This window comes from Caldicellulosiruptoraceae bacterium PP1 (assembly GCA_041320695.1).
Lineage (GTDB): Bacteria > Bacillota > Thermoanaerobacteria > Caldicellulosiruptorales > Caldicellulosiruptoraceae > JBGGOQ01.
In genome coordinates, this window is sequence record JBGGOQ010000002.1 from 111,337 (window position 1) to 132,627 (window position 21,291).

Here is a 21,291-nt window from a genome sequence, read left to right on the forward strand (position 1 = left end):
AAGGAAGGCGTGATTAAATGGAAGCAACAAATATACAATTAAATTCAAACAAAAGAAAAAGTAAAAAAAGTATTCTGAAAAAATTCTTCGAACAAAGATATCTTCAGGCAATGGCAATTCCAGGTGTTATTTGGATGATAATTTTTTGTTACATACCTATGTATGGACTTATTATTGCATTTAAGGAATATGATATTGCACTTGGAATAAATAAATCACCTTGGATTGGATTTATGAACTTCACTGAATTCTTTTCTGATGAGCGATTTTGGCTTATTATGAAAAACACCATAGGTATTTCTTTTTGGAAGCTATTAATAGGTTTTCCTTTACCAATACTATTTGCAATACTCTTAAATGAGTTAAGATCAGTAGGATTCAAGAAAACTGTCCAAACAGTATCTTATTTACCACACTTTATTTCATGGGTTGTATTAGGTGGAATATTAATGTCTTGGTTATCAGATACTGGGCTCATTAATGTAATATTTGTAAAATTAGGTATATTAAAAGATCCTGTTGTATTTTTAGCAGAACCAAAATACTTTTGGCCAATAGTCGTAATCTCAGATGTTTGGAAAGAACTTGGATGGAATGCGATAATCTATCTTGCTGCAATAACAAGTATTGACCCAGAACTATATGAGGCTGCAACAGTTGATGGTGCTGGAAGGTTTAGGAAGATGATAAGTATTACATTACCAAGTATATCGGGAACAATTGCAATTTTATTTATATTAGCTGTAAGTGGAATATTAAATTCAAACTTTGACCAGATATTTGTTTTGAAAAATTCACTAAATGCTGATGCAAGTGATGTTATTGATATATATGTGTATAGAATGGGTATGCAGTCAATGAGATTTTCATATGCTACTGCAATAGGACTTTTTAAATCAGTTATTGCATTAATGCTTCTTATAAGTGCTAACTTTGTATCAAAAAAGCTTACAGACAAATCTTTGTTCTAAGTTTATAGTGTGTTCAAGGAGGAATTTTTAATGCTAAAAAGAGAATCGGTAGGGGATAAAGTATTTGATATAGTAAATGTTTTTTTCATGCTTATTGTATGTTTTCTAACCTTGTATCCAATATGGTATATCATTGTTTACTCCTTTAATGAAGGCAAAGATGCTATGTTAGGTGGGCTTTATTGGTGGCCTCGTAAGTTTACAATAGACAATTACAGAATTGTTTTTTCTAATCAAGAGATCGTAAATGCTTTTGCAGTTACTGTCTCAAGAACATTGATTACCACTTTTCTACATGTATTTTTCACAGCAATGGTAGCTTATGCATTTATGAAAAAAGAACTTATTGGAAGAAAATTATATCTTACATTAGGGACAATAACACTTTTCTTTGGGGGTGGCTTAATCCCTTACTTCTTATTAATAAAATCACTTGGGCTTTATGATAACTTCTTAGTTTATGTAATACCGGGTATGTTTAATTTTTACAACTTAATTATCTTTCAAGCATTTTTTAGAGAACTTCCAGCCGAGCTTGAAGAATCAGCAAGAATTGACGGTGCTAATGACTTTTTAATTTTCTTTAAGATAATAGTTCCTCTTTCTACACCTGTTCTTGCAACAATAGCTCTTTTTGTTGGTGTATATAACTGGAATGACTACTTTATGGGTGTAATATTTGTAAATAATCCAAAACTACAGCCAATTCAAACATTCTTGTATAAAGTTATTGCAGAAACATCATCAAATCAGATGTTAGCAAGTGGTATAAGTAGCCTTAGAGCAAGAACTGCAACATCGCAATCTCTTAAAATGGCAACAATGGTTATAACAACAATGCCAATAGTGGTTATCTATCCATTTTTACAAAGATATTTTGTTAAAGGGCTTTTAATTGGTTCGGTAAAAGGTTAAATAAGGCATCAACCTTTCATTATTGAAGGGTTGAAATATAAAAAACATTTGGGGAGGTTTTTGTATGAAGAGGTCAAAATTATCAAGACTATTTGCTATTGTTTTGTTAGTTGTTTTTGCTTTGACTATTGTTTACATCCCTGCATATAGTTCAAGCACAACAACTCCAGCATGGAAAAAAGACACAAAGCCAGTTACATTTGATTGGTATCTTAACTTTTCATGGTTCCCAAATAAATGGGGCGGCAACATGGTAACTGACTACATAACCAAAAAAACTGGTGTAAAAATTAACTTTATAGTTCCAGCAGGTAATGAAAATGAAAAACTTAATGTTATGATTGCATCAAATACACTACCAGACTTTATTACTCTCGGTTGGTGGGAAGATGCAGTTAAAAAAATGATTAGTGCAAAGCTTGTTTACCCACTTGATGACTTAGCTAAAAAATATGACCCATACTTCTTTAATGTTGCTAATAAACAAAGACTTGGCTGGTATACACAAGATGATGGCCATGTATATGGTTATCCAAATGCTTCATATACACCAAGTGATTTAGATAATCCAAACCTTAGAATTACATCAAACCAAACATTTGATGTAAGAAAGGATATGTATGAAGCATTAGGTAAACCAGATTTCAGAAAACCAGAGACTTTCTTAAAGGCATTATCAGATGCAAAGAAGAAATTCCCAACAGTAAATGGCCAACCATTAATTCCTATTGGATTCCATGAATTTACCGATGTAGGTAACTATTCATTCGAAAGCTATCTATGGAATTTCTTAGCTTTACCAAGAGAAAGAAATGGAAAACTTTATGACATAGTAACACATCCAGAATACTTAAGATGGTTAAAAACATTTAGAAAAGCATATGAAATGGGCTTAATAGCTAAGGATGTATTTGTAGATAAGAGATCCCAAATGGAAGAAAAAATAGCTCAAGGCAGATATTTTTCAATGCTTTATCAATGGACAGATTTCCAAGCACAACAAAAAGAACTCTATAACAAAAATCCAAACCAAATATATATTGCAGTTGATGGTCCTGCTAATTCAAAGCTTGAAAAACCAAAACTTGCTGGTCCTGGAATATCTGGTTGGACATTAACAATGATATCAAAGAATTGCAAGAACCCACAAAGAGCAATAAGCTTTATGACATATTGGCTTAGCCCAGAAGGACAAAAAGACTTCTACCTTGGTGTAAAAGACAAAATGTGGACAGTTAAGAATGGCAAAGAACAAATGTTACCAGAAGTTGTTAAGCTTATGAATACTGATAGAACAGCTTATGACAAGAAATATGGTGGAGAATTAACATATTGGATGCTTGGAGATTGGCCACTTGTATCAAAATGGCAACCAGAAGAACCAATTACATCTAAGGTGTTAACAGATTGGACAGTTGGAAAGGCTGTAAGCTATGCACAATATGATAATCTTAATCCTCCAGCTGATACCCCAGAAGGTGTTATAGCTCAAAAGGTTGCTATGAAGTGGGGTCAAACATTACCAAAACTTATAATGGCAAAATCAGATAAAGAATTTGATTCTATATTTAAATCATTACAAGACTACAAAGCTAAATTAGGATATAATAAAGTTTTAGCATATCAACAAAAGAAATTAGAAGAAAATAAAAAGAAACTTGGCATTAAGTAATTAAATTTTTGAAGCAGAAGCTGTAAAAAGTTAAATATAATGGATACAGCTTCTGCTTTTCTTTATAAAAAACATGAGGTACACTTAAATTAAGAAATTTTTCAGGAGAAAATCAATATGAAATCATTTAAAAAGATTATTGATTTTTTAAGTTCAATAGGAATAAGAGGAAAACTTTTAATAAGTTGTATTCTAATATTTGCAATTCCAATTGGAACTTTAGGAATAAAATCATTTACAAATGTAAAAGAAACTACAATAAATGAGTATATAAATAATACAAGAACTGAAATGAAACAATTAAATATTTATCTTGAAAAAAATATTGAAATGTGTGAAAGAATATCTCAAATTGTTATGAATGATTCAGACTTTATTGAGTTTATAAGCTCAAATGATGAAATAAGTCTTGAAGAATTTTTAGATTTTAAAGAAAAAGTATTGAATAAAATGGAGAATATCCTTTATATAAATATGGATATAAATAGATTGAGATTCTACTATTCAAATCCAAGGCTTTCAGAAGTTTGGCCTATATTATATAGTGAAGATAGGCTAAAAGACAAGAATATAATTAAAAAAGTTGAAGAAGCTAATGAAATAAGTGTATGGAGGGTTAATAATGTTGATGATATTGGGCCTCCTTTAAGAAAAGAGGAAAAGGTAGTATCACTTTATAAAGAAGTGAAAAACTCGGCTGGTGAACATTTAGGTATATTAGAAGTTAATATGCTTTATGATACATTTTTTTTAGGTGAATATGAAGATTTTCCTGAGATTAAAAAATCTTCTCTTATTCTTTTGAGCCCAGATGTAAGTATAATAACCAATAATAAAAATTTTATATTAAAAGGGCAGAGAATTTCCAAAGAAAATTTTGAACAAAAAATAAAAGGCTTTATCAAGGGCGATAATGGATATTTTAATATGTCTTTCAATAAAATAAATTTTATTGCAGTTTATTCATATATAAAACCATTAAAAGTATATATTGTTAAGATAGTATTTTTAGATGAACTTATAAAAAAAATAGATAAAATTAGATTTGAAATAATAATTCAAATAATAATTATCATTCTCTTAGTTTCAATGGCTATATACTGGATTACATCTACACTTTTAAAGAAATTAGACAATTTAATATTAGCAATGAGAAAGGTTAAGGATGGGGATTTAGATGTTAAAATAGATGTAAGTGGAAAAGATGAAATGGCTGAAATATCATATCATTTTAATGAAATGATACATAGATTAAATAATCTAATAAATGTTGTAATAAGAAAAGAACTAACTGAAAAGGATGCTCAAATAAAAACTCTCCAAAATCAGATAAACGCACACTTTATTTACAATGTTTTAGAAAACATAAAGATGCTTGCAATAATTGACTGTAATGACAAAATAGCTGATGTAGTAACTGGTTTAGGGAAACTTATGAGATACAATATTTCATGGAAAAGCAATTTTGTATATATAAGGGAAGAAATAGATAATATTAAAAACTATATAAACTTAATGAATATTAGAATGGAGAATGAAATAAAGCTTGAGATAAATATAAATGAAAGATTTCTTGATTATAAAATGCTCAAGATGATTTTGCAACCAATCGTTGAGAATTCAATAATTTATGGATTTGATGGGATAGAAAGAGAACCTAAAATAATTATTGATACCATTGTTGAAGATAATAAGCTTATATTTGAAGTTATTGATAATGGGGTTGGAATTGATGAAGAAAGGCTGGAGAAAATTAATAAAATGATTTTTTATGGTGATATCTCAGAGGATAAGATATGTAAAGGAATAGGTATAGGTCTTAAGAATGTTAGTGATAGGATAAAACTTTATTATGGACAAGATATGAATATTACCATTGAAAGCAAACCCAATATATATACAAAAGTTACCATACCAATAATAATTGATAATAAATAATATAGATAGTTTTCTGGAGGGCTTTTATGAAAATAAAGGTTTTAATTGTTGACGATGAAAAATTAATTAGAGAAGGACTTAAGAAGATTATTGAAAAAATTGATGATAAATTTGTAATTGTTGGAGAGGCTAAAAATGGCCTTGATGCTCTTGAAAAGATAAATCAAAGCCAACCTGATATTGCAATTATAGATATTAAAATGCCCATTATGGATGGGCTTGAATTATTAAAAAGAATAAATCAAGAAAACCTCAAAGTTAAAATGATTATTTTAAGTGGTCATGATGAATTTGCTTATGCCAAAATAGCAATTGAAAACGGTGCTAAAGCTTACATACTAAAACCATTTGAAAAAAGTGAGCTTACTGAAACATTAAATAGGTTATATAGTGAGATTGTTGAAGAAAGAAGCATAGAACTTCAGTTGAAAAAAACTGAGGTTATAAAGGAGAAACTATTAGAAACAGAAATAAAAAATATAATCTTAGAACAAATTCAAGGAGATAACATTTTAGAAAAATTATCTTTTTACAAAGAAAATATTAAGGAATTTGAACAGAGTATTTATACAATATTAATTAAAGAAAATCCTAACAATTTTAATGAAGAATATTCATTCTTAAATATGAAAAAGCAAATTGATAGTAAGTTAAAAGAGAAAAATATTAAATATATAAGTTTCTATATTTCAAATGATTCACTTGTATATTTATTAAATAACTTGGAACCTTTAGAGTATTTTTCAAAGTTAAAACAAAGCAATTTAAAAGTTGCAGTATGTGATTATAAATATAACATATATGAAATTTATCAAAGCTTTAAAAATGTTTCTTATGCAATGAAGTATACATATCTTGATAAAACAAATGAAATAGCTATATTTTCAAAGATAAATAATAAAGATTTAAAATATGTTATTCCCAAAGATTACATTTTGAAAATAAGATATTTAGTTGGAACTGAAAAATTTAACGAATGTTGTTCAATTATTGACAAATTATTTTCAGAAAATTGTATAAAGTATTATGCTATTGAATATTTTGAAGAAACAATAAAGCTAATTTACCAAGAGGTTATTGAACATCTTGTAACCAATATTCAAAAAAATATTTCTGATTTTGAGGAATTAAAAAGGTTAGATTCACTATATAATTTTAATGATATCTATGATTACAGAAACAAATTGTTAGACATACTAAAATCAATTAATAATGCTTATATAAAGCTAAAAGGTATATATAAATCTCAAAACGAACTTGAAAAAGCCTTAGATTTTATCAATAAAAATTATTATAAAGATATAAATATGACAATCGTAGCTAATTATGTTTCACTTAATTATTATTATTTTTCAACTCTATTTAAGGAACATACGAAACTTTCATTTATTGATTATTTAAACAATGTAAGAATTAACAAAGCAAAAGAACTGCTAAATGACAGTAGTCTTAAAATTTATGAAATATCCGAAAGGGTTGGGTTTAAAAATCCAAAGCATTTTGCAAGGATATTTAAAAATATAACTGGGATGACACCTGCTGAATATAAAGAAATGTTAGGACTTCAGAAAAAAGAGTAAAACAATCACTTTTAAAAAATATTACAAATTAGCCTCACAAAGATTCTTAAATTTAGATACTTTATCTAAAAAAAAAAGCCTTTATATAAAAATATTACTATGATATCGTAAAAAATGTATACTATTTTATTCAAAATTATTAAGGGGTGTGAGGCTGATGAAGAATTTTAGAAGATTTTTGTGTTTATTTGTTATTTTCTCTTTTATTTTATCTATAATTCCTATGAGTACTTTTGCACAAGTAAACGAAAGTTTACCTTTTAAAGATTTAAATGACCATTGGGCAAAGGATACAATTAAAAAGTTTTCAGAAGCAAGCATAATTAATGGGTATAAAGACAATACATTTAGACCAGATAGGGAAATTACAATTGCTGAAGTATGTTCAATTGTTAATAGAATATTTAACTACCAAAGAAAGACTGATGTAACAAACAATTTAACAAAGCCAAGTGATTGGTTCTATCAAGATCTCCAAAAAGCTTATGCTGCAAAATATTTACCAAACATAGATATAAAAAATTACAATACACCTGCTACAAGAGAGTTATCGTTTTACATACTCAATAAGGTTTTCAAATTAGACCAAACAGAGATAGACAAAAAAGTATTAACATTTACTGACTCTGATAAAATCTCAAATTATTCTAAAGATGCTACAATAAATTTATTTTCACTTGGGGCAATTAAAGGTTATAAGGACAATACAATAAAGCCACTTAAGAGTATTACAAGAGCTGAATTTATTACAATTCTTTCAAGATTAATCTCTGTTTTGGCTAATTCGGATACGCAGTATCAGTTTAATGATATTTTTAACAATGTTATTATAAATTCTCCAGATACAAATTTGAAAGACATTGAAATTAAAGGTAATATTTATATTACAGAAGGAGTTAAAGATGGAGAGGTAACATTACAAAATGTCAAAGTTAACGGTTATTTATTTGTGGAAGGTGGAGGTCCTAATTCTATAAAAATTGTGGATTCAAGTATTAATAAGGTTGTAGTTGATAATAAGATTAGTGAAGTTAAACTATTGGCATCAGGCAAAACTGATATTAAAGAAGCAAAAATATACTCAAATACTAACATAGTTGAGGAAAATATTAATGGAAAAGGCTTTACGAATATTTACTTAAATGCACAAGACAAAGGTATAAACGTAGAATTAAATGCAAGTATTGATAATCTGATTTTAAATAAAGGCATTAACAATCTTAACATATCTAATAGCCAAATTAAGAACATGTTAATTTCAGAAGATTTAGGCCAAGCTAAAATAAAAGTAACAAATTTAGTTATAGATAACTTAGAAATAAAAACTAAAGTAATAGTTGAAACAGATGAGAAAACAACTATTAAAAAGGTTACAATTTCAAATACTGCAAATATGGCAAAAATAATAGGAAAAGCAAACATAGAACAATTTATAAACAACTCAGAAACGGCCTATATAAATGGTATAGAAGTAAAAAAAGACCAAATTATGACTAAAGAACAGATTGATAAAATTGTACAAGAAGAATTAGAAAAAAATAATTCACAAACACAGGGGACATCATCAACTACAACAACTGTTTCAAATAACACTAATTCGACAGGTAACCAAAATACAAATACAGGTAATCAAACAGGTGAGAACAACACTAATCAAGACCAATGGAAATTAATATTCTCAGATGATTTTAATGGAACTTCTCTTGATAGAACAAAGTGGAATGTAATTGATGCTGGTGGAGGATTTGGGAACAATGAACTTCAATACTATGCTGATAGACCTGAAAATGTAAAGGTTGAAAACGGAAATCTTGTTATCACTGCTCTAAAGGAAGATACAAAATACAAAGGAACAAACGATTATACTTCTGGTAAGCTTACTACACAAGATAAATTTTACTTTACTTACGGTAAAGTTGAAGTTAAAGCAAAACTTCCAAAAACAAAAGGGCTCTGGCCAGCAATTTGGATGATGCCACAAGATATGAGCCTATATGGCGGTTGGCCAAGATGTGGCGAAATTGATATTATGGAGCTATTAGGTCATGAACCTAATAAGGTTTATGGGACAATACATTATGGGAATCCACATTCTCAAAGAGGTAATTCATACACATTAGAAAATGGTGATTTTTCAGAAGATTATCACATATTCTCATTAGAATGGGAACCAGGTGAAATAAGATGGTATATTGATGGGCATCTTTATTCAACGCAAAAGAATTGGTTTTCAAGAGATGAAAATGAAGCTTTTGATACAACATACCCAGCACCATTTAATAGAGATTTTTATCTAATATTAAATGTAGCTGTTGGTGGTAACTGGCCAGGAAATCCTGATAATACAACAGTATTTCCTCAGCAGATGCTTGTTGATTATGTAAAAGTATATCAAAAATCAAGCTATAATATAATTGTTTCTACCCCTACACCATCAACAACATTGCCTGCAGACGCTAAAAAAACAACACAAGATGGTAACTATATATACAATGGAGATTTTAGTGAAAACATCGAAGGCGTTGATAACATTGCTGGTATGGAAAATTCATCATATTGGCAATTCTTACACCTTGACCAATTTGGTGGAGATGGAACCATAGTTAATGATAATGGAACAGCAAAAATTGCAATTTCAAAAGCAGGAAACCAAACATATTCCATTCAATTGATTCAAAGACCTGTTCCATTGCAAGAAGGAAAAACATATAAGGTATCATTTGATGCTAAAGCAAGTGCAAATAGAACCATAGAGGTAAAAATGAGCAGTGGTGGTGGTGAAAATGGTTCTACATGGATAGACTATGCACAAAAAATATTCTCTTTAGATACTCAAATGAAGAATTATTCGTTTACTTTTACACATAATTCTGACTCATACAAAAATGCTCGTATTGAATTTAACCTTGGTTTAAATACAAATACAGTTTGGATTGATAATGTAAGGGTTGAAGAGTATCAATTTGATCCAAACTCAATTAAAGAACCTCTTCCAAGTGGTAATTTAATTTATAATGGTTCGTTTGACCAAGGATTTGATAGCAAGATTTGTTGGAATTTAGAGAAATCAAATGATGTAAATGCATCTTTTACAGTTAGCAATGACCCATATCAAAAATTCGCTAATATAAAAATTGAAGGGGCAAATAATTCTAAAGAATCTGTTAAATTAGTTCAAAAAGGATTTGGGCTTAAAAAAGATGGACAATACAAGTTATCATTCAAAGGAAAAGCAAATATTCAGAGAAATATTGATGTAGTAATTAAAGACAATAACAATAATATAGTATATCAGTCGAGCAATATAAGCTTATCGACTGATTGGCAAAATAAATCAGTTACTTTTAACATGCCATATAGTGACAGTGCAAATTGCAGCCTTGAATTTTTAGTTGGTGGGCAACCTGGTAATGTATACATTGATGATGTATGGTTAAAAGAGATTGTTAAATCATCTTCAATTAAGATTAATGCGGTATCAGCAGTTAATAATTCTAATATTACAATAGAAAATGATGCTGTGAAATTTGTTGATGAGAATTCACCAAAAGCTGAGTATTCATTAAATATTCCTCAAAATGGAGATTATGTTGTATCATATAAAGTTTATAAGATTTCAGACGATGCTTATATTAATTTATCTGTAGGTGAAGCTACTTATACCACTAAGCTATTGAATGATTCTAATAAATGGTATATAGCAACAGATATTGTTGCTCTTAGTTCAGGTACAAATAATATAAATGTTTTCGGCAAAAATGTTTTACTTGATTATATTGAAATATCAAAGAATTTAATAACAAATGGAGAAGTAAAAAATGATTTAAATGCTTTTGGAACTTATGTTGGTAATGGTGCGAATGCTAAGTTTGAAAATGAAAAGGGCAGAATTAAGTTAACCATAAATAATATTGGAACAACATTCTATTCTGTTCAATTAAGCCAAAACTTAGTATTAGAAAAGGGAAAGAGATACAGAGTATCATTTGATGCAAAATCAAGCATTGATAGACCTGTTCAAGTAATGATAGATAATAGTTCTAACTACACAAGATACAAAGACTACACCTATACTTTTGGTAATCAGATGAAAACTTATCAGTTTGACTTTGAAATGCCAACTACAAGAAATGATGCAAGATTCAACTTCTGCATTGGCAGTGTTGATAATACACAAAATGTTCCTCATACAATATACTTTGATAACTTTAAGCTTAGTGAAATAGATGAGGTTGAAGGCGATTATGTTTATAATACAGAAGAAGAATTTGACCAAGTTGTTGTAACAAAACTTCATCATGTTGGTGATGTAATATTTAATGATACATTTGATAATGGTAATAGTAATTATGAAGCTTGGTGGGGCGATCAGTGGAATGGAATAGGTTCTGGGACACTTAGCTTTGAAAATGGCAAGCTAAGTATACATGTTGATTCAGTTGGTAATCAATCATTTACACCACAAGTTTACAAACAAGGCATTTATCTTGAACAAAATACAATATATAGACTTACATTTAAGGCTTCATCAGATGTAAATAGGAAAATAAAAATCAATATTGGAAAACCTTTGACTTCCAATCCATGGTTTGTTGAGTATATGCCTCCAAATGTTGTTGATTTAACTTATGAAGAAAAGCAATATCAGATAGACTTTACAGTAAGTCAACCTACCTACGATAATATAAAGCTTGTATTTGAAGTTGGTAAGGTAGATGGGACAGAACAGTTACCTTGCAATATATTATTAGATGATATTAAATTAGAGGTAATTGGTCCAATAATACCTGATGGGACTTTTGATGATATAGGTTCTTGGAAAAACTGGAATGGTGATGTATATAGTGGTGTCGCTACAATGACAATAGCAGCAGAAAATGGAGAACTACATGCCAAAATTGACTCAATTGGTGGGGTATCATATAGTCCACAAATATATAGAAAAGGCATCTATTTAAAACAAGGAGTAACATATAAAGTTAGTTTCAAAGCAAGAGCAAGTAGCAATTGGAAGATAAATCTTAATATAGGCAAAGAGCTTTCTGAATCTCCTTGGTTTATACCATATAAGCCGGCTAAAATATATGATATTACAACTCAGATGACTGAGTTTGAAGAAATCTTTACTGTAAATCAGCCAACTGATGGTGATTTAAAAATTGTATTTGAATTAGGTAATATAAATGGTCAGGGGACACCACCAGTAGATATTTATTTAGATGATGTCGTAATTGAAGAATATCATGAGATTATTCAGCAACCTCCACAAGAAGAGAATTTAGGTCCTATAATTCCTGATGGTGATTTTAGTCAAGGAATTGGTGCTTGGAATAGCTGGGATAACAACAAAAATGCAGGCAGTATAGTATTAGATGTTCAAAATGAACAATTATATGCAAAAATTGACAGTGTTGGAGCTAACTCATGGGAGCCACAGATATTTAGAACAGGACTGAGGCTTGAGAATGGGAAGACATATATTGTAAAATTCAGTGCTAAAGCCACAAAAGATTGGAAGATTAATTTGAATATAGGAAAAGGACTTGACTATGCCCCTTGGTTTATACCTTATAAACAGACAACAAGCTATGATATAACCACAGAAATGAAAGAATATTCAGAACAATTTACGGTAAGTGAAGCAACTGATAGCAATCTTAAAATTGTTTTTGAGGTTGGGAATATCCAAGGACAAGGCTCTACACCGGCAGAGTTATACTTTGATAATATATCAATAGAGGAAGTTAAAAATTAAATATAATTTAATAATGATTTTAGGGAGGGATATCCCTCCCTATTTACTGATTAATAAAAAATATGAGGTGATTGTTATGAATGATGCAAAATACTATGTTGATAATCAAAAAAACGATGCATTTGTAATTGAAAACTACCAGAAAGGCAAACCATTCTCTAGTTTTTTACCTGGTATAGCTGGACTTAAAGGTATACCTATATGGTGTTTTTATGTAAATAGAGGGCAATGTATTGCATCTTTTGGTGTTAAAAATAAAGATGGTGCAATACTTGAGTTCAATGCTGCTAATAAAGCGTACAATTTTACTGCAATAAATGGTTTTAGAACATTTATAAAAATTGATGATAAAAAGGTTGTTTATCAGCCTTTTTTTGATCAGCTAAATGAATTATGTGGTTTTAAAACTCAAAACAAAATGGTTATATATCCTCATATGCTTGAAATAGAAGAATTAAATACAAATGATAATCTAAAAGTAAATATAAAGTATATTACACTTCCTGAAAATAATGTTGGTGGGCTTATAAGAATTGTTGAAATAAAAAATTTAGATGATATTGAGAAAAATCTAAAGATTATTGATGGCCTCAATAAGATTGTATCTTATGGTATGAACAATTTTGTTTTAAAAAACATGTCAAGAACAATAGAAGCATGGGCTCATGTTGACTTTATTAGAAAGAATGCCCTTTTTTATAGAATAAGAGCATCTGCTGAGGATACAACAAAGGTTGTAGAAATAAATGAAGGTAATTTTTATATTTCATTACTTGAAAAACAAGGCCAACTAAATGAAGCATATGCTATTGCTGATCCAAATGTTATATTCGGTGAAAATACAGAATGCATTCATCCAATAAATCTTATTAAAAACGATGTAACAAAGATAGAACAAGTCATCACAAATAAAACCTCATGTGCTTATAGCTATTGTGATGTAAAGATTAAACCAAAAGACAAAATAACATTATATTCGATATTTGGATTTGCATACAATGTTAATAAATTTACCAATCTAATTGAAAGTATAAATAGTGTTGAATTCTTTGATAATGCTCTAATTAGAAATAGAGAGATAATTTATGAAATAACTGATAAGCTATTTGTAAACTCAGGTAAACAAAGTTTTAATTCTTATACAAGAGTTAGCTTGCTTGATAATTATCTAAGAGGCGGAGTTCCAATAGATTTAAAACATAACGATAAAGAAGATATTATGTATGTCTTCTCAAGAAAACATGGTGATTTAGAAAGAGATTATAATGATTTTGAGATAGAACCATCATATTATTCACAAGGTAATGGTGCATATAGGGACATAAACCAAAATCGAAGAAGCGATTTATTTATTAATCCTAAAGTTAAAGACTTTAATATTAGGTATTTCATTAACTTAATACAACTTGATGGCTATAATCCTTTAGGTATAAGAGGTGTTAGATATAAATTCAATAAAGAAAAGGAAGAATATCTCAAGAGTAATTTTAAATGTTATGATAGCCTTAAGGAAACAATAAATACGCCTTTTAGCATGAGTGATCTAATGAAGGTTTTACAAGAAGAAAATAATGATAACATTGATGAGTTAGTTGCATTTTTGGTAACCAATTCAGAAAAGATATTTGATGCTGTTCCAGGTGAGGGCTATTGGGTTGACCACTGGACATATAACTTAGATTTATTGGAAAGATTTGAAGAGATTTATCCTGAAAAAATCAAAGACCTATTATCTGAGAATAGTTTTTATTATTATGATAACGAACATATCATAAGACCAAGAAGTCAAAGATATGTATATGAAGATGGAAATATAATGCAGTATAAATCTTATGTTAGTGACAAAAATAAAAAGCAGTTAATAGATTCCCGCAATGAATATCAAAGATATGTAAGAACAAATTATGGATATGGAGAAGTTTATAAAACAAACATTATTGATAAAATGCTTTGTTTAATTGTAAATAAAATTGCAACATTAGACCCTTTTGGCAAGGGAATAGAGATGGAAGCAGACAAACCAGGTTGGAACGATGCTTTAAATGGGCTTCCTGGTGTATTTGGTTCATCAGTATGTGAAACTATGGAGTTAAAAAGGCTAATTGATTTGTTATTATATTGGATAGAAAAATATAAAGTTGATTCTTTTGAAGTAACCAAAGAGCTTTATGAGTTTATGGACAAGATTCATAAACTTCTTAAAGAAAATCTTAATAGCTATTCATTAGAAAGCAATTTTAGATATTGGGATAGAAGTAATACTATAAAAGAAGAATATAGAGAGAAAACAAAATTTGGCGTAAATGGCAAAAAGGTAAAAGTTGATTATCAAATAATAAATGAATTTTTATCTTTATGTAAAGAAAAATTAAATAATTCAATTAATGATGCTTATGATAATAAGAATAATATCTATAACACTTATTATATAAATAAACCTAAAGATTATGAAATAGATGAGGGGAAAATTAGGGTTAAAAGTTTTGAGCAATATACTGTCCCAGCATTTTTAGAAGGTCAGGTACATGCATTAAGAGTTGAAGACAAAAAAGAAAACCTTATTAACTTATACAATGCTGTAAAGAATAGTGATTTGTATGATAATATTCTTAAGATGTATAAAACTAATGCAAGTCTTGAAAATGCTACTAATGAAATAGGAAGACTTAAAGCCTTTACTCCTGGATGGTTAGAAAATGAATCAATATTTTTGCATATGGAGTATAAGTATATACTTGAATTATTAAAAAGAGGCTTATATGATGAGTACTATAATGAAATTAATAATGTACTAATACCATTTTTAGATCCACAGAAGTATGGTAGAAGTATATTTGAAAATTCTTCATTTATAGCAAGTTCAGCTAATCCAAATAAAAATATTTGGGGGCAGGGATTCGTTGCAAGACTTTCAGGTTCTACTGCTGAATTTATAAATATGCTTACAACGATGGCTTTTGGTGAACGGATTTTTTATATTGATGAGTCAAAGAGATTAAACCTTCAATTTAAGCCAATATTAAAAGGAAGTTTATTTACCACAGAAAAACAAGAAAAAGAGATTTATTTTAATGATAATAAAAGAAAGATATTATTAGATGAAAATACATTTGCTATAATGCTTTTTGGTAGACTTCTTGTGATATACAAGAATCCAAATAGAATTGATACTTTTGCTGAGAATGCTTATATTAAATCAATAAAAATTGACACTCAAGATATTAAAACAATAATTGATGGCTCAGTTATAGGTTATCCTTATTCAACTATGCTAAGAGATTCAAATCAAACAGGTGTTATTGAGATTAATATTGATAAAAAATAAATAGAATTTAAAAAATACAAAAAGCCACAGGACAAAAAGTTCTGTGGCTCTTTTATTTAAATTTCAAAATAATATTTTGGTATTATAAATTTAAATATTATATAATATCCTTAACAATTGATTACATATTAAGGAGTGCTTTTTATGGAATATAGAACTCTAAATCCAAATGAGTTTAATCAGTGGCTTGATCATTGTGTTTATGTTTTTAATGAAGGAAAATATTCTGAAAGCTTTAGGTATTATTTCAAGAATCACTTTATAAATGACCCATATGCTGATTTTGATAGCATTTTTGTGGCAATGGATGGTGAGGAGATTGCTGCTACAGTTAGACTATTCTATCGAGATATATATTTAAATGGTAAAAAGATTAAAACTGGTGGAATAGGAGAGGTTAGCACAAAACCTCAATATAGAGGTATGGGGCTTGCAACAAATCTTTTGAATATGGCAATAAATAAAATGGAAGAAAAAAGTATAAATGTTTCTCTTCTTTTTGCAAGCAGGCATACTTTTTATAACATGTTTGATTATCAACTTATTGAAACTCCAATAAACATTGTAGAAGTAAATAAAGATCAAAAGATATTTGATATACAAATTCGTGATACTGAGTTTTCTTGGGACTTAAAAGATATTATGAACATATATGAAACATATTCATCTAAATTTAATAGTACAGTTGTTCGAACAGAAGATTACTGGCAGAATTGGGTAAGGCAAGAATACAGAAATTCACTTGTTGCTCTTGATAACAACAAGATTATCGGCTACATATTTTATGATGTTGGAAACGAAAGAGTAAATATAAAGGAATTTGGCTTTATTGATAATGTGGATAAAAGTTTGATTTTTGATGCATTTTTGCAGAATATAGCAAACAAGATTGAAAGAGAAAAATCAATTTTTACTTTTCCTTCTGTAATAAAATCTAATTATGCAAGTGTAGAAAGTGATTTTGACAAAAGTAAGATGTATAGGCTTGTTAAGTCATTTGAGTTAAATGGGAAATTAATTGATACAAACCAAAAACTAATTGATGTTTTAAAAACAGATAAATTGCTATTTTGGAGTACTGATGGTTATTAATTTAAGATTATTTTTTACATTTTTATTAATATTTAGATAGTAGAAATAAAATACTACAACTCTTAAATAAGTAATAATATATACAAAAATAATTATTATTGCTATAAGATTATAAGCAATTATCTAAAAAGCTGCAAAACTATAACTTGGTTTGCAGCTTTTTAGATTAATATTTAAGTATAAAGGGGTATAAATATATTGTACAAAATATAAATGATAATAATATACAGAGGTGGATAAGTTTATGAACACAATACTTACCACACAGATTGCAAAATTGTTAGAACAATATGAAAAGTGTGATATAGAAATAAATCTTTTCACAAGAGAATACATAATTAAAATAGCTGAAAACAAATATATAATCACACCACACGAATTTAAGGAACTACTTAAAAACTTTCTTTCACGTGATATGATAATTAAATTGGAGAATTTAATTTACAATTCAATTCAAAATAATAAAAATAAAATATCAACACAATACATTTTAAAAAATAAAAAAATAATTGATTTTAATCTAAAAATTAATTTTTTAATTGACGTTCCAGCTTCAATTGCTGGTAATATAGTAATTAATGAGATAAAAGAAATTCATCAAAAAGAGAATGAATCTATCAATAATATTAGCAATAAAAAAATGGAGTATACTGTTATTAGAGATAATGCACATAATTCATTTAATAAACATTTTTCAAATGAGAAAAATGATAATGAAAACTTTTGGCTTATGTATTTTGAGTTGAATAATTTTTCTTTAATAAATGATATATATGGTCATGATATTGGGGAAAAATTGATAAACAAGGTTCAAAATGAGATTGAAAAATATATACCAAATAATTGGTTATTATCAAGAATTGGTGGAGATGAGTATTTAATTATTACAAATAACTGCACATTCCAGGAAATAGAGAATAGGCTCTATTCAGTATTCAAACGTTTTAATTCTCCTTTTCATCTTGAGAAAAGGTTAATTGTTTATACAACATGTTCTATTGGTATTGTAAAATATCCTGAAAATGGAATAACATTTGAAGAACTTTTTAAGAATGCAGAATTAGCTATGCTAAAGGCAAAACAAAAAAGCAAGTTAGTAGGTGATAGCTTTTTTGAGCTTTATACTCCCCAACTAACCTTTGATACAATTAAAAGAGTAGAATGTGAGAAAAATATTAGACTTGCAATTGATAACGACCAATTTATTATGTTTTATCAACCCAAAATTTCTACAATAACAAAAAATATTGTTGGTTTTGAAGCACTAATAAGATGGAATAATGGTGAAAACAGATTTATTTCACCAAGCGATTTTATTCCAATAGCAGAGGAAACAGGACTTATAATAAATCTTGGATATAAATCAATAGAAATGGTATGCAAAGATATAAATAACTGGGTACAAAAAGGATACAATATTTTACCTATATCAATTAATCTTTCTTCAAAACAGTTTTTAGATGCAAATTTTTTGAATAAACTATATGAAATTTGTGATATTTATAAAATCAATTATAATTTGATTAATATTGAAATAACTGAAAGAACCATGATATATAATATTGAGAAAACTAGACAAATACTAAATAAATTAAGAGAAAAAGGTGTAAAAATAATTATTGATGACTTTGGTAAAGAATATTCATCATTATTTATATTAACTGAACTTCCTATTGATGAAATAAAGATAGACAATATATTTATATCGCAGATTGAGTATGATGAGAAAAAAATTATTGTTTTAAAAACAATAATTTCAATGGCAAACCAATTGGGAATAAAAGTAACTGTTGAAGGAGTTGAAAACAAAAAACAATTTGAAATAGTAAAAGAGCTTCAAGCAGATTTTGTTCAAGGTTTTCTATTTAGCCAACCTGTTTTTCCTAGTGAGGTTGAGAAGATATTGAAGAATAATACAGAATGAAAAATGTTACTTAAAAGGACTGCACGCAATAACAAAGGCTATCCAAAATATTTTGGGTAGCCTTTGTTAATGTTATTAAATAAATATCAATATAAGATTTATGTTCAAAAAAAATATCAATTCCACAAACTAACATCAATATATTTTGTTTACTTTCAATAATCAATTGGCTTTTATATTTCGGTTGAATTTAATGTAAAAGAACTATAAGGTGATATTTTAATCTACTTTTTATAATTGTAAAGGCAATTGTAATACATATTTAATTAAATAAATTTAATTAATTTTATGGGGGAGAATAGTAAAAATTTATGGGTTGAGTGTACAAAATAAACTATTTAAAATCAATAATAGTGGGGCTGAATAATTACATAGTAATTATTCAAAACTCATTAATATATTTTAATTAACAGGGGAGGTATTTGTTAATGGCATTAAGAAGACATGTTTCCATTTTTTTAGTTGCTGTTTTTGTTATTACTTCTGTTTTGAGCTTTAGTTTTGATAGTAAGAATAACAAAGCTCAAGCAGCTGTAAAGCCAAAGGTTTTTACAATGTTTAGTGCTGACGCTTCAGTAACACCACACCCAGATCTATTCTCATCAAAAATAGGTCAAGAGATAACAAAAAGAACTGGTGTTAGACTAAAAGTTGAATATCTTGTTGGTTTAGATCAAGCAACAAAGGTTTCACTTATGTTAGCGTCAGGTGATTTACCAGACTTTGTTTATGGTAGTGGTGAGCATCAACAATTTATAAGAGCAGGTGCAGTAGTTCCACTAGAAGATTACATTAATAAGTACGGTAAATATAGCAAACAGATTTATTCAGATTCAGATTTCAAAAAACTAACTTTAACTGATGGTCACATTTATTTCTTATCATATAATAGAAACGAAGTTTCACCTTCCACAAAAGGTGACTATGCTTTCTGGACTCAGATTGAAGCTTTGAAAGAAGCTGGATATCCTACATTTAAATATTGGGAAGATTATGTTCCATTTATAAAAAATTATGTAAAAAAGCATCCAACAACCGATGGTGCAAAAACTATTGGTCTAACTATTACAACTGAAGGTGCAAGATTCTATATGATTACAAACCCACCTAAATTTTTAATGGGTTCACAAGACGATGGTGCATTTATTGTTAATCAAAAAACATATGAAGCAAAAATGTTTGCAATGAGCAGCGGTGCATATAAGTTTTACAAGAGCTTAAATAGCTTATGGCAAGAAGGAATACTTGATAAAGAAATGTTTGTTCAAAGCCATGATCAATATTTAGCTAAGATTGCTCAAGGAAGAGTTGTTTCAACATTTGGCAGAAATTTCCATTTAACAAATACATGGAACTCATTAAGACAACAAGGAAAATTTAGCAAAGCTCCTGCAGTTCCATTTCCATTAGTATTCAAAGGAACAAAACGTTCAAGATATCTAATGGTATCAACAATTGGTACAAGAGATGGTATTAGTATATCAAAGAAATGTAAAGACCCAGTTGCTGCATTTAAATTCTTAGATGCATTATGCCAAGTTGATATTCAAAAACTTATGTACTGGGGTATAAAAGGCCAAGACTATACTGTTGAAAATGGTAAGATGACAGTTTCTCAAAAACAAATGGAAATGAGGAGAGATCCTGTATATCAAAAGAAACAAGGCATAGGATATTGGGAAATATTTCCACATGCTTACTTAAAGTTACAAGATGGTAATTACAGAAGGCCAGAATTTGATCCAGAAATTGCATATAGAGATTATACAAAGGAAGAGAAAGAAGTTCTTGATGCATATAAATTTAAGAGCTTTATGCAATTCTATGACCCACCAGAACAATCAAAATATGGATATGCATGGGAAATTAGTGTTCCATCTGATAGACAAGATATAACTGTCGGTAACCAAAAGAGAGATGATTTATCAAGAAAATATATACCACAGCTTGTTATGGCTCCAAAGGGAAGATTTGATGATCTATGGAAGAGATATGTAAATGACATGAACAAGACAAATCCAAAAGCAGCTGAGGAATTCTATACACAACAAATTAAGTGGCGTCTTGATAAATGGTATTAATAAAGTATAGTTAAACAAAAAGACAAGGAGGAAGTGAA

At 28.4% G+C, this 21,291-nt stretch carries 10 protein-coding genes; all 10 read left to right on the forward strand.

Annotated features, from left to right (window positions below):
• Nucleotides 1–17: 17 nt before the first annotated feature.
• On the forward strand, nt 18–971 hold the full coding sequence (locus tag ACAG39_04220; GenBank protein MEZ0536444.1) for an ABC transporter permease: 954 nt from the start codon (nt 18–20) through the stop codon (nt 969–971).
• A gap of 30 nt (nt 972–1,001) precedes the next feature.
• Entirely contained in the window at nt 1,002–1,886 is an 885-nt protein-coding gene (locus ACAG39_04225; protein ID MEZ0536445.1) for a carbohydrate ABC transporter permease, read from the forward strand.
• A 64-nt stretch (nt 1,887–1,950) separates the two neighbouring features.
• Nucleotides 1,951–3,558, forward strand: a complete 1,608-nt coding sequence (locus ACAG39_04230; GenBank protein MEZ0536446.1) for an extracellular solute-binding protein — start codon at nt 1,951–1,953, stop codon at nt 3,556–3,558.
• A 117-nt stretch (nt 3,559–3,675) separates the two neighbouring features.
• Nucleotides 3,676–5,496 (forward strand): sensor histidine kinase, encoded by a 1,821-nt coding sequence (locus ACAG39_04235; protein MEZ0536447.1) that lies wholly within the window; start codon nt 3,676–3,678, stop codon nt 5,494–5,496.
• A 26-nt stretch (nt 5,497–5,522) separates the two neighbouring features.
• Nucleotides 5,523–7,076 (forward strand): response regulator, encoded by a 1,554-nt coding sequence (locus tag ACAG39_04240; GenBank protein ID MEZ0536448.1) that lies wholly within the window; start codon nt 5,523–5,525, stop codon nt 7,074–7,076.
• Nucleotides 7,077–7,233: 157 nt separating this feature from the next.
• On the forward strand, nt 7,234–12,831 hold the full coding sequence (locus tag ACAG39_04245; GenBank protein ID MEZ0536449.1) for a carbohydrate binding domain-containing protein: 5,598 nt from the start codon (nt 7,234–7,236) through the stop codon (nt 12,829–12,831).
• Nucleotides 12,832–12,907: 76 nt separating this feature from the next.
• Entirely contained in the window at nt 12,908–16,156 is a 3,249-nt protein-coding gene (locus ACAG39_04250) for a hypothetical protein (GenBank protein ID MEZ0536450.1), read from the forward strand.
• A 144-nt stretch (nt 16,157–16,300) separates the two neighbouring features.
• Complete coding sequence (locus ACAG39_04255) at nt 16,301–17,248, forward strand: GNAT family N-acetyltransferase (GenBank protein MEZ0536451.1); 948 nt, start codon at nt 16,301–16,303, stop codon at nt 17,246–17,248.
• A gap of 244 nt (nt 17,249–17,492) precedes the next feature.
• Nucleotides 17,493–19,172, forward strand: coding sequence for a putative bifunctional diguanylate cyclase/phosphodiesterase (locus ACAG39_04260; protein MEZ0536452.1), 1,680 nt, complete (start codon nt 17,493–17,495; stop codon nt 19,170–19,172).
• 428 nt (nt 19,173–19,600) lie between these two features.
• On the forward strand, nt 19,601–21,253 hold the full coding sequence (locus tag ACAG39_04265; GenBank protein MEZ0536453.1) for an ABC transporter substrate-binding protein: 1,653 nt from the start codon (nt 19,601–19,603) through the stop codon (nt 21,251–21,253).
• The last annotated feature ends 38 nt before the right edge of the window (nt 21,254–21,291 follow it).

Coding starts and splice junctions, on each gene's coding strand:
- ACAG39_04230 (MEZ0536446.1), top strand. CDS start 1,951: ATGAAGAGGTCAAAATTATCAAGACTATTTGCTATTGTTTTGTTAGTT.
- ACAG39_04220 (MEZ0536444.1), top strand. CDS start 18: ATGGAAGCAACAAATATACAATTAAATTCAAACAAAAGAAAAAGTAAA.
- ACAG39_04255 (MEZ0536451.1), top strand. CDS start 16,301: ATGGAATATAGAACTCTAAATCCAAATGAGTTTAATCAGTGGCTTGAT.
- ACAG39_04260 (MEZ0536452.1), top strand. CDS start 17,493: ATGAACACAATACTTACCACACAGATTGCAAAATTGTTAGAACAATAT.
- ACAG39_04235 (MEZ0536447.1), top strand. CDS start 3,676: ATGAAATCATTTAAAAAGATTATTGATTTTTTAAGTTCAATAGGAATA.
- ACAG39_04250 (MEZ0536450.1), top strand. CDS start 12,908: ATGAATGATGCAAAATACTATGTTGATAATCAAAAAAACGATGCATTT.
- ACAG39_04265 (MEZ0536453.1), top strand. CDS start 19,601: ATGGCATTAAGAAGACATGTTTCCATTTTTTTAGTTGCTGTTTTTGTT.
- ACAG39_04240 (MEZ0536448.1), top strand. CDS start 5,523: ATGAAAATAAAGGTTTTAATTGTTGACGATGAAAAATTAATTAGAGAA.
- ACAG39_04245 (MEZ0536449.1), top strand. CDS start 7,234: ATGAAGAATTTTAGAAGATTTTTGTGTTTATTTGTTATTTTCTCTTTT.
- ACAG39_04225 (MEZ0536445.1), top strand. CDS start 1,002: ATGCTAAAAAGAGAATCGGTAGGGGATAAAGTATTTGATATAGTAAAT.